Annotated in this window: 18 protein-coding genes and 1 pseudogene; all 19 read right to left on the reverse strand. The window is 49.5% G+C overall.

The annotated features are described in order from the left end of the window. Window positions 1–355: 355 nt before the first annotated feature. The gene (locus tag NGK62_RS30135; RefSeq protein ID WP_251881767.1) at window positions 356–1,135 is read right to left on the reverse strand and encodes a hypothetical protein; all 780 of its coding nucleotides are present in this window, start codon (window positions 1,133–1,135) and stop codon (window positions 356–358) included. A gap of 284 nt (window positions 1,136–1,419) precedes the next feature. Then, window positions 1,420–1,749, reverse strand: a complete 330-nt coding sequence (locus NGK62_RS30140) for a hypothetical protein (protein WP_251881769.1) — start codon at window positions 1,747–1,749, stop codon at window positions 1,420–1,422. A gap of 165 nt (window positions 1,750–1,914) precedes the next feature. After that, on the reverse strand, window positions 1,915–2,445 hold the full coding sequence (locus tag NGK62_RS30145; protein WP_251881771.1) for a contact-dependent growth inhibition system immunity protein: 531 nt from the start codon (window positions 2,443–2,445) through the stop codon (window positions 1,915–1,917). Between the two features lie 30 nt (window positions 2,446–2,475). Then, entirely contained in the window at window positions 2,476–2,823 is a 348-nt protein-coding gene (locus NGK62_RS30150; protein WP_251881773.1) for a transposase, read from the reverse strand. 104 nt (window positions 2,824–2,927) lie between these two features. Continuing rightward, the gene (locus tag NGK62_RS30155; RefSeq protein ID WP_251881775.1) at window positions 2,928–3,197 is read right to left on the reverse strand and encodes a hypothetical protein; all 270 of its coding nucleotides are present in this window, start codon (window positions 3,195–3,197) and stop codon (window positions 2,928–2,930) included. 73 nt (window positions 3,198–3,270) lie between these two features. Continuing rightward, window positions 3,271–3,534 (reverse strand): hypothetical protein, encoded by a 264-nt coding sequence (locus tag NGK62_RS30160; RefSeq protein ID WP_251881776.1) that lies wholly within the window; start codon window positions 3,532–3,534, stop codon window positions 3,271–3,273. A gap of 120 nt (window positions 3,535–3,654) precedes the next feature. Then, window positions 3,655–3,795 (reverse strand): annotated as a pseudogene (locus NGK62_RS32400) (hypothetical protein); the annotation flags it as partial. Between the two features lie 465 nt (window positions 3,796–4,260). Then, window positions 4,261–4,635, reverse strand: a complete 375-nt coding sequence (locus tag NGK62_RS30165; RefSeq protein ID WP_251881777.1) for a hypothetical protein — start codon at window positions 4,633–4,635, stop codon at window positions 4,261–4,263. Window positions 4,636–4,671: 36 nt separating this feature from the next. Further along, entirely contained in the window at window positions 4,672–5,010 is a 339-nt protein-coding gene (locus tag NGK62_RS30170) for a transposase (protein WP_251881779.1), read from the reverse strand. Window positions 5,011–5,121: 111 nt separating this feature from the next. Then, complete coding sequence (locus tag NGK62_RS30175; RefSeq protein WP_251881781.1) at window positions 5,122–5,808, reverse strand: hypothetical protein; 687 nt, start codon at window positions 5,806–5,808, stop codon at window positions 5,122–5,124. Between the two features lie 1,218 nt (window positions 5,809–7,026). Continuing rightward, complete coding sequence (locus NGK62_RS30180; RefSeq protein ID WP_251881782.1) at window positions 7,027–7,434, reverse strand: hypothetical protein; 408 nt, start codon at window positions 7,432–7,434, stop codon at window positions 7,027–7,029. A gap of 319 nt (window positions 7,435–7,753) precedes the next feature. Then, a complete protein-coding gene (locus NGK62_RS30185) occupies window positions 7,754–8,164 on the reverse strand; it encodes an IS3 family transposase (RefSeq protein ID WP_251881784.1) in 411 nt (136 codons plus the stop codon). Window positions 8,165–8,202: 38 nt separating this feature from the next. Next, the gene (locus tag NGK62_RS30190; RefSeq protein WP_008163594.1) at window positions 8,203–8,463 is read right to left on the reverse strand and encodes a transposase; all 261 of its coding nucleotides are present in this window, start codon (window positions 8,461–8,463) and stop codon (window positions 8,203–8,205) included. A 23-nt stretch (window positions 8,464–8,486) separates the two neighbouring features. Beyond that, complete coding sequence (locus NGK62_RS32405; protein WP_353506932.1) at window positions 8,487–8,876, reverse strand: transposase; 390 nt, start codon at window positions 8,874–8,876, stop codon at window positions 8,487–8,489. A gap of 638 nt (window positions 8,877–9,514) precedes the next feature. After that, on the reverse strand, window positions 9,515–9,808 hold the full coding sequence (locus NGK62_RS30195) for a hypothetical protein (RefSeq protein ID WP_251881786.1): 294 nt from the start codon (window positions 9,806–9,808) through the stop codon (window positions 9,515–9,517). A 334-nt stretch (window positions 9,809–10,142) separates the two neighbouring features. After that, window positions 10,143–10,904 carry a tetratricopeptide repeat protein gene (locus NGK62_RS30200; RefSeq protein ID WP_059372738.1) on the reverse strand — a complete coding sequence of 254 codons (762 nt, stop codon included), beginning with the start codon at window positions 10,902–10,904 and terminating at the stop codon, window positions 10,143–10,145. Further along, window positions 10,901–11,566, reverse strand: coding sequence for a hypothetical protein (locus NGK62_RS30205; protein WP_251881788.1), 666 nt, complete (start codon window positions 11,564–11,566; stop codon window positions 10,901–10,903). Before NGK62_RS30205 ends, NGK62_RS30200 begins: the two co-directional genes overlap by 4 nt. A gap of 104 nt (window positions 11,567–11,670) precedes the next feature. Then, window positions 11,671–11,934 (reverse strand): transposase, encoded by a 264-nt coding sequence (locus NGK62_RS30210; protein ID WP_251881790.1) that lies wholly within the window; start codon window positions 11,932–11,934, stop codon window positions 11,671–11,673. 117 nt (window positions 11,935–12,051) lie between these two features. Beyond that, window positions 12,052–12,480 (reverse strand): hypothetical protein, encoded by a 429-nt coding sequence (locus tag NGK62_RS30215; RefSeq protein WP_251881792.1) that lies wholly within the window; start codon window positions 12,478–12,480, stop codon window positions 12,052–12,054. Between the last annotated feature and the right edge of the window lie 28 nt (window positions 12,481–12,508).

Here is a 12,508-nt window from a genome sequence, read left to right on the forward strand (position 1 = left end):
CTCCGACTACCTCGCCGCCCTTGCAGGCAACCCAAGAAGGCCATTCAACTCCGGGCCGCCGCCTTTGGTTGGCGCTACCTGCCGAGGTGTATACATGCCTCCCAGCAGCCTCTGAAGGGAGCATCAGGTGCGATCAATCGCCACAATTCGCGCGAGGCAACGCACTGAAACTACCGTTCTTCAAGACCGAAAATCGGGTACCGGCTTTGCACGGCAACCTCGACTGCCAAACCTGCGTCTACCTGCACAACAATCCACTTCAGAAATCTCTCGTACTCGTTTAGAGAGAAAAACTCATCAATCCTCTCCCATGGGCAATTGGTCATTGCGCTATCCATGGCGAATCACCTGAAAATCAATCCGCACTACACGCTGCGAACGAGGAATCCGCGCGATCTTCCAAGGGCGTCAAAGCCAGCGTCCGATAGCTGACGGACATCGAAGTCACGGAAACCAAAGTAAAGGCGAATGTCGAAATGGCGGTGTACAGATAAAACGCGACGCCCGGCGCCTGCGGCAAATGCAGCAGAAAGATCCGGACAGCCTCCAGCAAGAGCAACAACGGCACCGGCAACATGGCCACCGCCAGCAGGCGTAACCGGTTGCCCTTCACCAGCCCCGCAATCCGCGACAAGTCCAACCTGCCGGTCAAGGCCGCGTGCGGTAACGCCAGAAAGAAATATCCTAGGAAAAAGCATGGCGACAATATCAACAACAGCACCAACACCATGCCAAGCCAATGCGGGCCGGTTGGCCCCTCGGAGAACAGCATCACGATGTAGACCAGAAGCGCAACCGCGAACGCCGACACGGCGCTTGCCAGCAGTACGATGAAATACATGCGTTCGGGCTTGCCTGTCACGGGGCGAGGCGCAGGAGGTTCGTTTAGAAGGATGCACCGATGCCAAGCCACCGCAGCCAGGACTGGGGCGGCGGTACTCACCACCCAGCCGGCCAGCTCCAACAGTTTGCTCTGCTCGCCATATGCCATGTGGTTCAGGTGCATGCCCAAAACCACGCCACCGAGCAGAATCAGGATCAATAGCGGCGATGCGCCGATCAACGGCCCGCCATGGTCGCCCAGATAATCCAGAGTCTGGCGGATGACCCGGAGTATGGGGAGTTTTTTTCGCATGTATTGCTCCATGATGTGCGTTGGCCGTCACTGCTTCGCAAGGGCTGCGTTGTGGCAGACCAAGCGTAGCCTGTCCAGGATCTTTGCAGCCCAATCGGCCAGGAACTTGACTATGGTTCCTCTGATTAATAACGGCGGGTCATGGAGTTTCTTAATTTCAAACGTAGTCTGAGCTGACCCGGATTTCTCGGACAGTTTGGTTAAGGCACGGAGGCTTCGACCTGGGCAGGGGTTCGATAACGTTCACCCTATCGCCCGGGTAAGGCGGTATCTTTTTACCTTTTTTAATTTTCGTACTTCAGCTCCACACCCAGTTTCATCTCATGAACATTAAATTTGATTTCGCACTCAACCCATGATTTTTCTCCACGGGTCAAATTCTTCTCCAGAAAATACTCCCGCAAATGAACCAGCAATTCTGTCAAATTCCCTACAACATGCCCATCAGGATCAAACCAATTCAATTCACCCAGCTGATTGACATAGTCAAACTCGTATCGCCCCCCATCCCCTTCCGAGAAAATTCTGGCTCTAACTATTATTTCTCTAGCATCTTCCGGACCTGCATCAACCAATAATTTTCCAATTTTTCGATATATGTCTTGATCACCCATCAAACACCACTCCGAAAATTTCTGAAATCAATAATAACAGGACAATCACCACCAATAGACTACTCAACAGTAAATCTATCAGGGCGCACGGCCGAACCATAAAAAAGGTGTAAGATTATATTTTCTGCTGTGGAAAGTGTAGTCTGACACCATATTCCCTACACATTACGTGCACCGGCTAAAAGCCAAGCGCAAGGCCGCACCTACATCAGAAGGGCTACTACCGCTGGGGATAGAGACGCAATCACTTTCACTTATTCCCTTACCACTCCAGGCTTCTAGCTTTTCGTGATGGCTGGGGCGAATAGTGATTTGATCACCCTTACTTTCGATACTGCATTTTTTCATATCTTTAAATAATGCACGCTTAGTCTTGTAGCCATACCGTTCCAAAGTGCTGCCAACCCATTGATCATATCGTTGACTAGTCAAACTGTAATCATATAGCTCCATATCAAAAGTAGCTTCAGGATGAATCCAAACATCCTTTCGAGGCTCGGGAAGCACAAACCGGCTATGAGCCAAGGCGTCAAGCACAGCAAAACCTAGCTCTTGATCGGTAGCGTCAGGGCTGAAAAAATGCTCCACACCTTGCGGATCCGCTTGACTACTCCGATAGCCAGAAAACGTTTTTACGGAAATAAAATCTATATTTATTTTCGCATCTGCCCAAGCTGTTTTTACGACATCATTCATCTTAATCCACCCTCAAAAAAAGGTGTCAGACTACATTTTCAGCTGTGAAAAATGTAGTCTGACACCTTTTTCCACAGATTTGGAAAATTTAGTCTGACACCTTTTTTCTTTGGCCAACTGACGCTTAAAGCGCTGAATCTCGGTCTGCTCGTCGGTGCGCGTCTCGCCTTTACCGGGAAATGAGACATCTGGGCCGTGCGTCGCCAGCTCCTTCTTCCACCGGTAGATAATTGAGCGCTTCACGCCCAACATCAGCGACAGTTGCGTGCCACTAACCTTGCCTTCCTCCAGCTGCCTCACCGCCTCGATCTTGAACTCTCGCGTGTGATGCTGGCGTTTGGCTTCGAGCGGCTTATCTTCGGGTTTGGATTTATCCATGGGACACCTCCTTCAAGTATTGTCTACTTCTTCGGGTGTCCGGAAAACCCGGGTTAGCTCAGACTACATTTTCGGCTGTGAAAAATGTAGTCTGACACCTTTTTTCATCGACACCTTTTTTCATCAATCAGACCTAGAGCGCCAGACAGATTTTCAATGAATTCTGCCTGCTCTCCTGAATAATCTTTTGCGATATCTGCAAACTGACTACAAAGCGACTGTCTTGTTTCCCCATCTGCCCCCCGCAACGTTGAAGCAAGCTGCTCTAAGGCTTGGATGGCGGAGTCTTGATCAACAACTTCGTCTCCCGAAAACTCAAGAAATACGGCAATCCCAACAATTGCCTTAGCAAGATTCTTATCTACCTGACTCATTTACCACCTTCCCTCCGATAATTGCGACAACAGCCCACCAGATCTCAACAAAAAATAAATTAACACCTACCTTCTAAGTAAACATCATGCCAGCCTGAGATCGGCAGAGATTCATAAATCCAGCAAATCCAAAAGAAAACAAAGAGGAATATAGAACATTCCAACCTGGCTCACTATATAAAAACCACAATACAAGAGCAAAAGCTGTGATTGCGGTCGATTTCAGCCAGTACAAGAATTTTTCCAGTTTGCCATGACGTTCCACTCGACCAAACAAACACCATGTTAGAAACATGAATATTAAACAAATGACCAGCATCCCAATACCTGTACTCATAATTAATTTCCAAAATTTTTCTCTAGATTTTCGATTCCCCACCATGAGTTCGACGTGGGATCAAATAGTGGATCTATCGCCCCGCCGGCAGCTGTCGACTCTCCTAGCGCAAAAAAGGTGTCAGACTACATTTTCATGTGTGGAAAATGTAGTCTGACACCTTTTTTCCATATTTGGATGATTCGCGTTGCGCTGGAAAAGCGTCACCAAATTTCTTGCATCATCACCAGCCCCTCCTAGTGAATTCGCAAGCAAATGTCCTCGCGCATGGTTAGCAGGCTGCCCCTAAGTTAAAAAAAGGTGTCAGACTGCATTTTCAGATTGGAAAAATGTAGTCTGACACCTTTTTTTATATCATGCCTGATTGCCTGGCCGGCAGGCAAGCCACGCGCCAGTCCGCTGAGCGTCAACCGCCGTGTTGTCATTGCACTCCGCACCGTGCTTATCAAGGCGTTGAGTCGGTTCAAATGTAGGCTGGGGACCGAGTCCTGGAGCAGTTTCTGCAATACTCCGACTGCGTGCATGGCCTGTCTTCCTTCAAACGGTTTGGTCGCCTGACGAAGGGTATAAGACTGGCACCATGCACGCCCTGATCATCTACAAGCTAAAAGCTTGAGTCCGCCCCGTGCAACAAGCCTTTGATTCAGAATGAATTTCCCAGAAATCCGTGGGGAAACCTCAGAGTCCGACACCCTATTTTAACGCGAGGCAGTTCAGTCTGGCGCCCTATTTTCCAGACCCATGCCAAACGGACAAATCAAGCAAGTACTTCTTCGAACGCGGCCCAAGCTCTAGATAAACATTTTTTTTAATTTCCAAATTTCCAGAAATAGAATTATCCAGAGCTTCTAACAGCCCAGTGGCAACTGCTGTGGATAGCTCATCATCAGGGGAATTCATTCCCTCCTCTATCAGATGAAATATTCTTGATCGAGAAGACGATGAAAGCTGTGCAAAATTTTCCGCTATTCCTTTTCCAAGAATGGAAAAAAGCACAGTCACCGGAACATCTTCCCCCCAATCCTCCACGGCAGAATTTCTCGCATTTCGCAGGAAAGAAAACTCCATCAACTGATTAACAAACCCCATCGAAAACTCCATATTCTATTTCCCCAAAAAAGGTGTCAGACTACATTTTCAGCTGTGAAAAATGTAGCTGACACCTTTTTCCACAGATTTGGAAAATTTAGTCTGACACCTTTTTTCTTTGGCCAACTGACGCTTAAAGCGCTGAATCTCGGTCTGCTCGTCGGTGCGCGTCTCGCCTTTACCGGGAAATGAGACATCTGGGCCGTGCGTCGCCAGCTCCTTCTTCCACCGGTAGATAATCGAGCGCTTCACGCCCAACATCAGCAATAGTTGCGTGCCGCTGACCTTGCCTTCCTCCAGTTGCCTCACCGCCTCGATCTTGAACTCTCGGGTGTGACGCTGACGTTTGGCTTCGAGCGGCTGGTTTTCGGGCTTGGATTTATCCATGGGACACCTCCTTCAAGTATTATCTACTTCTTCGGATGTCCGGAAAACCCGGGCTAACTCAGACTATATTTCCAGATTTGAAAAATGTAATCTGACACCTTTTCTATAAAGTCACTTGCCAAATGCATCGCGAGGTTCCGCAAAACGCAGCAGACCGGTCTTGTGGCATTGGTAAGGGTACTTTTCGGTGCACCGCTGTACCATGGAGCGCGCCAGTTTATTCGCGACATCCGCCGCGATCCGCTGTCCCTCGGCATTCGGCCCACGAATTGAAAAATCACGCAGAGAGATCCCATACGTATCCTCGGCCATGCCACGGTACTCGCCCGACTCTGCGTCATACAGACGGATACCCACCGATACACTGGCAGGATACTGTTGTGAACCCTCGAATGCGCCCGGCTCGCTCACCGCAACCACATATTTGACACCAGCCGCCAACGCGTCCTCGTCCATCGTTTTCGGTCTGGCCGTCTTGAGATCGAACTTGCGCAACTTGAATACCGCCTTGACTCCCACTGCATCCATGGCACCTGGCAGTTCGGCATTCAATGCGTTGCATACTGATTCGGCAGCGTAGGTCGCAGGATAGGCGGTTCTAGCACCTATGAATCCGACACTATCAATTTTCTTTTTGAAATCGCAATCGGTGGTGTAGATCAGTACAGGGCTAATGACCTCCTGAGGCTCAGGGTTCGTCACCAAGGCCGCGGGTGGGGAGCCCATAATAAAGGTGCAGCCCGACGAAACGAACAACGCAACAATGGAGACCGCAAATCTATGGAGGGGTATATTCATAGATTGTTAATTTACCTTTCTCAAACAATACAGTGGCAAGAACGATATTTTCTCTGAAAAAATCTTTGCTCTTCCATCAAAATAACTAATCTTGAAATTTCAATAGTTTCCGTCAGCAGAAGTATCTTGCAGCGAAAAAATTCTCGACTCGCGTATTCGTCGTCAGGCAACGCAAGATTTTTCCTAAAATTGTCACCACCCGCCACTCTCTGTGGCCACTTCATTATGGGGTGATTCTCACCGCAGAATTCAATGAACCCCGTGTTTTAGGAAGCGAACCCATCCTTCATGTCAGCTTTCCTCTTTGTCTATCTCATCCTTATCTTTTGACATCCTTCTTCTTCGACTCTTCAGCCAGCCGCTTGGATATGGTGCACCTTCGAACGACCGGATGCCTAGCTGATGCGCCCGAGCCGCGTATCCTCCAATCCCAGCGATTGCTAACCCGACGAAGTATACCCACCCCGTCTCCCACACATCCAAGTCGAGAAATACCAATCCCCCTCCGATAATCGAAAAAGCGACGCAATATATGGATCGAAGATAACCATCTCGCACGAGTATCAGCCCGATAGACCGCATTAATTTATGTAAGAATTTACTGTGCATACTTTGATTTTACATATTCACCAATTTCATTGAAAAGTACCGCTCCCGAGGGGAGGACGTTACTTGCTGCCCGCGCACCAAGATCTACTACAGCCCCCTTAGCATAGGCATCCAAATTGGGGCGCATAACCTGTTCCAGCCCCCCTAGCAACCAACTGCTAACATCAGCCCCCGCTGATGCTATCTTGCAAATCAAAAAGGTGTCGGACTACATTTTCAGCGGTGGAAAATGTAGTCTGACACCTTTTTCCGGGCGGCCTCCCACCTGTGCACTTCATGCCTCGGTTAACCCTCGCTCCGACCGTCTATCAGACAGTACCTACTTGACAGGGGTGCTTACGTTTACACACTTACTCGTCATCAGCTGATTGACGCCTCTGTGTCAGACTAAACTTAGATAGTCAGAAAATCTAGCCTGATATCTTTTTTAGACACCTTATTTATGTAGTCTGACGCCTTATTTATAATTGTTGGCTCCAGAAATTGCGCCCATCTTACTGCTTCGCACACCTACCTGAGTATTATGCCCAAGGAAGTCAAAAAAGGTGTCAGCCTACATTTTCAGCTGTGGAAAATGTAGGCTGACACATTTTTTAATTTGAGAACCCTCTACCCACACTTCCCTCCTGGATACGCCATAATTATCTGAAATATTCCAGACCCATTAAGCCCAGGTGGTATTAAATCGTATTGTTCCCGGCCTTTGCAGTAGAGAATAGTCTTTTCATCCTCAATTTTCGAAGCCCCTACACTCTGGAAAAGCCTTTCGTTCATCTCTTTAACTCCTTCACTCCAACCAGAAGAAGAGAATTCCATCATAATGAGACCAGCCCCTGATTTTAACGATCTATCGTCCATCAGGGCATTGCCATTTATTTTATAAACATCAGGAATCAGGTCTATCATTTTTTTGTAGACCACAGCCACATCCCCCGGCGATCTGACGATCACAAAAATCATCAAAACCATCCATATCGGAATAATTAATAAAGCCCACCTTCCCACGCTCAATTTCATCCTTTTTTCCTCGATTCTTCATACCTATTTAAAAAAAGGAATTTGATAGCCTGTATATCCACCAAAACCTACCCCTGCGCTACCCCCAGGGGTTCCAACTCCGAGTTCCCATGCACTCTCCCCCCTATTGACTTATTAATACCCGAACAAAGCCAACCACAATACCCAGCCTGTATCCCAGCCCCCAGCAGGAATTCGTTGGTTTTTGCAGCGCGTTGCTCCATATTGCGCTTTACATTTTCAGACAGAGAACCGAAATTTAGACTTGCACCTGGAACAACAGGGACTGATCCTCCCCCCCCCGACATAAAAAAAGGTGTCAGACTACATTTTCAGCGATGGAAAATGTAGTCTGACACCTTATATCGAACCTGCGGCCATAGGCCAGACCGTCGGACACGAAGTCCATCGACCAGCTCTGATTCGGCGCCGTCGCAACGGGACGAACTACCCGTTCTGCGGGAGCGATGCGCTTGCGGCGACGCTTACGAACGCTCAAGCCGGCTTGGCTGTAAAGCCGCCAGACCCGCTTGTGATTCGTCTGCCAGCCTTCACGGCGCAGCAGAATATGGATGCGCCGATAACCGTAGCGTCGCTTGAGCGCTGCCATCTCCTTCATGCGCTCGATCAATGCCACATCGCCCGTACGCCTACTTTCATAAGCGAATAGCGACCGGGAAATGCCTACCAGCCCGCAGGCCCGGGTGATACCCATGCCGCGCTCGGTCATCAACGCTCTGACCGCTTCGCGTTTGGCCTGCGGGCTTGCTACTTTCGGCTCAAAAGGTCCTGAAGCGCAGCCTTGTCCAGCATCGATTCAGCCAACAGCTTCTTGAGCTTGTTGTTCTCTTGCTCCAGCTCCTTCAGTCGCTGGGCGTCCGAGACGGTCATGCCGCCGAACTTCGCCTTCCAGTTGTAGTAGGTAGCCTCCGAGATCCCGTGCTTGCGGCACAGTTCGGCCACCTTGGCCCCTGCCTCCGCCTCCTTCAGCACCCCGATGATCTGCTCTTCCGTAAATCGTTTCTTCATTGCCGTTCCTTTGTGAACGGACTCTACATCGATTTCGTACTAATCACGGGGAGCAGGTCAGTCCCTGAGCGCCCCCAGCGTTGATTCCATCTCCGCGTCGCGCGCCGGCCTATCTCCTGCATTAATTTCGCTAGCGTCATCGTTTCGTCCGTCGGCATCAGGAGCAAATGCACATGATTGGTCATCAGACAATATGCATATACTCGGACGCCAGGTTCTGTACTTTTCTCTTTGAGGTCGCACAGATACGTTTGATAGTCTTCTGGCGCAGTGAAGATTGCTTGGCGGCTATGACCGCGTTGCACAACATGATGAGGTGTATGCGCGATCACTACGCGCGGCAGGCGTGGGGCCATTGGTGCTCCTAACTCGATGTTTGATCGAATCCACGCTAGCATTTTTCCCTGAGCCATTGAAGCATTGCGGGACAAAGCGCTCACTCAACCGGAAGTCCCACATCGGGAGTCCATCTTCGCCTCACACATCATTCAAAATAGGTTCCAGATAAAAATTCCAGCTATCGAAAATGTAGTCTGACACCTTTTCTCTAGCATATGACCCTTTTTAGCACCTAAAATTACCGGAAAAATAGGTACTACCATTTTCATTTACGCAGCTAAATCCTCAAAAAAATACTCACCGCAGCGGCGCATATTGGAGATACGAGAATTACAAATTTTGCCATAAAGAAAAACCTCTCCATAGTTGGGAATTGGTAACCGGCATTAGATGAGATCATGACCAGAGCAGGAATCAACAAGAACTCAAAGACCACCCCACCGATAGAAAAAATAATAGAAAAAAATAAAACAAAGAAAAAATATTTCTTAAGAAATCTAGAAATTTTTCTTTTCATTTCCCCTTCCTACTACAGCCTTTAAAAATAGCATTTACCGCTGCGTTCGTAGATTCTGGCCCCAAGACTCCCAGGCCTGCCCCAGCCACCCACGCAAAAAAATGTCAGACTATATTTTCTAGCTATCTAAATGTAGTCTGACACCCTTTTCAGTCCCAGATTACATTTTCTTTGTGGAAAATTTGGTCTGACACCTTAATCCTCATTCACTTTTTCATTCTTATTTTTTTTACCCTTCCCATCGAGCCACCCAGGAGGATAAGGAGGCTCTTCAAATGGCTTTATTTTTAACGCTATCGCTCTGCCGGAGAGCCCTCCGACTCCCGCCAAAACAAAACCAAAACATATCACCCAACCCGTCTCCCATACCTTTGCATCAAGAAATATTAACGCAATCCCCGAAACGGTAAAGACATATTGGTAAATCGTCCTAATAGATCCATCAACGACAACATGACGCTTAAATTTATCCAGAAAATCAGTTTTCACATTTGCTCTTCACATATTCACCAACTTCATTTAACAGCATCGCGCCATTAGGATACTTTCCTGTCAACTGCTTAACGCCTAAATCCACCCCACCTCCTATCGTATAGGACTGCGGATTTTGTCTCATTGCCTGTTCAAGCCCACCAATCATCCAGCCGGCTAATTCGGAACCTTTTGCTGCAAGACATGCCCCTGGCGCAAATGGGCTTGTCGGAATATTCCCCAAAGTTCCCGCTATTGCCCCAAAATGGCCATTTTCCCTACCCAAATTAAAAAAGGTGTCAGACTAAATTTTCAGATTTGGAAAATGTAGTCTGACACCTTTTTTGATTACCTAATTTCCTTGCTCAGGATACTTCGCCAATAATTCTACGAATGGCGGCTTCTGAAGGGCCTGGCGGTCTCGCTCGCGGCCATCTGGTTTGGACTTCCCGATCAAGGAACGTACCTTATCAATGTCGGCCCGCGCCAGTTCCGGCTGCTCCATCCGGTCGTAGGCCAGACTGCGATAGGCGTATGCCCAGACATAATCCTGTTGGTAGCTCATGCCTTCGGAAAAGGCTTCTGCGGCACTCGACCACTGCTGTACTTCGAGCAGCGACCGGCCAAGATGGTAGTAACTCGGCATGCCAGGGGTCGTGCCCTTGCCTCTAAGACCCATATTGTCCTGGAGCATTTTCCGAAGCAACTCGACCGCCCGTTCCGGTTGCCCGTCATCCCGATAATCGCTGGCAAGTGCGATGATGTCCCAGCCCGTACGTGGAGGCCTCAAGCGCAACGCTTCCTCGCGGTCTGCAATGGCATGCGTATAGTCCTTCTTTTGCTCATGCGCTCGGGCACGCACGTGCAGCGCCAGCGCCCGAAAATCGGGCGGCGCGTCGGGCAAGTTTGAAAGACAAGTGGACAGCAGCTGAATGGCGTGGTCCGGATCTTCGAACCCTCGACCGTCCTCAGTGAATGTCATGGAGGCCACCTGCTTGCACGGGCTAGTCTGGCTCGTCGCCGAACGATCCGCAAGACCCGCTCTCGGCGTAACGGCGCATGCCGAAAGCAGAGCCAGCGGGACAGCCAGCGTTGCCAAGATACGCAGCTTCATTGCGGATACTCGGCGTTGGTCAGATCGGGACGCTGGGCCTGGAGCAGCGGTGGCGTAATTGACCCCTGGAGCGAGCAAGAGACGGTAGTCTTGTCGGCGCCGTCACTCTCGATCATGAGTACGCGCTCAACGCTTCCCTTCGGGGTCGCCGTATCCGTGCCGACGCTGCTCGGGCGCCATGCGTCTGCCGGGTCGCCGATCATGCGAATTTCGGCACGAACCCAGCCCTCGCCCGATTCGACAAGTTTTCCCGAGGCGGGCAAGACGGCATTGATTTTCTTGACTACGGCTTTGAGGCTGCCTTCCGCCGTGAACCCCCAGTATAGGAAGCCGCCCAATTCAGAGTCATAGGAAACTTCATCGTGCCAGGCGATCAGGCGCAGCCCGTCAACCTCAAGCGGCTCACTGAAGACCTGATCCCGCCCCTTCTCGGCGAGCGGGTTGCCAACCGCGATGGTCGCCGCCTTGCCCCGATTTCTTACCTCTGCCGCTGTTCCAAACAGATTCGGATTCTTCTTGAGCGCATTAAACAACGATGCATCACATCTTGCGAACAGGCGGAACGCCTCGCTTGCCGACGCGGGCGAACTGCCTGCCGCCAACGCCGAAGGGGCAGCAAGCACGAGAATCGTGGCAAGCAGCGTAGGAACAAATCTGGACATCGGATCTTCCGTGAGAGTGTTGAATGATTGGAACAGGCTCGCTTTGTTGCGACACTTGACGATCGTATGATTCGAGCGCTTGATAAGCCGGCCTCGGTCATTGATCAATAAGGAAGCTCACATGCATATTTACTTTGCTCGTCGGTGCGCGCCTTGCCTTTACCGGGAAAGGAGACGTCTGGGCCGTGCGTCGCCAGCTCCTTCTTCCACCGGTAGATAATCGAGCGCTTCACGCCCAACATCAGCGATAGTCGCGTGCCGCTGACCTTGCCTTCCTCCAGTTGCCTCACCGCCTCGATCTTGAACTCTCGGGTGTGACGCTGGCGTTTGGCTTCGAGCGGCTGGTTTTCGGGCTTGGATTTATCCATGGGACACCTCCTTCAAGTATTATCTACTTCTTCTGGTGTCCGGAAAACCCGAGCTAACTTAGACTATATTTCCATATTTGAAAAATGTAGTCTGACACCTTTTTTCGACCTCTGTTATCAACTCTGATTTTCGAGTTTATATTCCGGTCTTATCGACGCACACAAGCACACCAACTCAGCCCCCCAAGATGGCTCTAATACAAACAACCGAATTTTCCCGTCTCTAACATCGGTCTTCGCTTCAGTCAGGGTTAGATCGTTTACCCTACAAGTTCCGTCCGATAGCGTATATAACCATTCCACGTGGCCATCCAATAAATTGGTATGAAAGAAACCCTCCTGCATGGAGTCGAATAATCTAGATACTACATTTTGAAAAATATAGTCACAAACACGGATGGATTCAACTCCTTCCAGAACTATACGAGCTCTATCTCCAAAAACCCGTTTGAAAGTAAGCACTGCCTTTCTTTCGAATGAAACATGTTCAATTCCAACAAGCTCAGCATCGTGAAAATCTGAGTATTGCAATTCAAGCCCATTCATTTATTAAATCTCCACGTCTCACACTGCA

Source organism: Achromobacter sp. Marseille-Q4954 (assembly GCF_943737025.1).
Taxonomy (GTDB): Bacteria; Pseudomonadota; Gammaproteobacteria; order Burkholderiales; family Burkholderiaceae_B; genus Achromobacter; species Achromobacter bronchisepticus_A.

Bases quoted from the DNA above. Each gene is read 5' to 3' on its own strand.
- NGK62_RS30140 (WP_251881769.1), bottom strand. From the start codon at position 1,749: ATGGGTGATCAAGACATATATCGAAAAATTGGAAAATTATTGGTTGAT.
- NGK62_RS30150 (WP_251881773.1), bottom strand. From the start codon at position 2,823: ATGGATAAATCCAAACCCGAAGATAAGCCGCTCGAAGCCAAACGCCAG.
- NGK62_RS30175 (WP_251881781.1), bottom strand. From the start codon at position 5,808: ATGAATATACCCCTCCATAGATTTGCGGTCTCCATTGTTGCGTTGTTC.
- NGK62_RS30210 (WP_251881790.1), bottom strand. From the start codon at position 11,934: ATGGATAAATCCAAGCCCGAAAACCAGCCGCTCGAAGCCAAACGCCAG.
- NGK62_RS30185 (WP_251881784.1), bottom strand. From the start codon at position 8,164: ATGACCGAGCGCGGCATGGGTATCACCCGGGCCTGCGGGCTGGTAGGC.
- NGK62_RS30165 (WP_251881777.1), bottom strand. From the start codon at position 4,635: ATGGAGTTTTCGATGGGGTTTGTTAATCAGTTGATGGAGTTTTCTTTC.
- NGK62_RS30180 (WP_251881782.1), bottom strand. From the start codon at position 7,434: ATGAAATTGAGCGTGGGAAGGTGGGCTTTATTAATTATTCCGATATGG.
- NGK62_RS30145 (WP_251881771.1), bottom strand. From the start codon at position 2,445: ATGAATGATGTCGTAAAAACAGCTTGGGCAGATGCGAAAATAAATATA.
- NGK62_RS32405 (WP_353506932.1), bottom strand. From the start codon at position 8,876: ATGGCTCAGGGAAAAATGCTAGCGTGGATTCGATCAAACATCGAGTTA.
- NGK62_RS30160 (WP_251881776.1), bottom strand. From the start codon at position 3,534: ATGAGTACAGGTATTGGGATGCTGGTCATTTGTTTAATATTCATGTTT.
- NGK62_RS30190 (WP_008163594.1), bottom strand. From the start codon at position 8,463: ATGAAGAAACGATTTACGGAAGAGCAGATCATCGGGGTGCTGAAGGAG.
- NGK62_RS30170 (WP_251881779.1), bottom strand. From the start codon at position 5,010: ATGGATAAATCCAAGCCCGAAAACCAGCCGCTCGAAGCCAAACGTCAG.
- NGK62_RS30155 (WP_251881775.1), bottom strand. From the start codon at position 3,197: ATGAGTCAGGTAGATAAGAATCTTGCTAAGGCAATTGTTGGGATTGCC.
- NGK62_RS30200 (WP_059372738.1), bottom strand. From the start codon at position 10,904: ATGAAGCTGCGTATCTTGGCAACGCTGGCTGTCCCGCTGGCTCTGCTT.
- NGK62_RS30215 (WP_251881792.1), bottom strand. From the start codon at position 12,480: ATGAATGGGCTTGAATTGCAATACTCAGATTTTCACGATGCTGAGCTT.
- NGK62_RS30205 (WP_251881788.1), bottom strand. From the start codon at position 11,566: ATGTCCAGATTTGTTCCTACGCTGCTTGCCACGATTCTCGTGCTTGCT.
- NGK62_RS30135 (WP_251881767.1), bottom strand. From the start codon at position 1,135: ATGCGAAAAAAACTCCCCATACTCCGGGTCATCCGCCAGACTCTGGAT.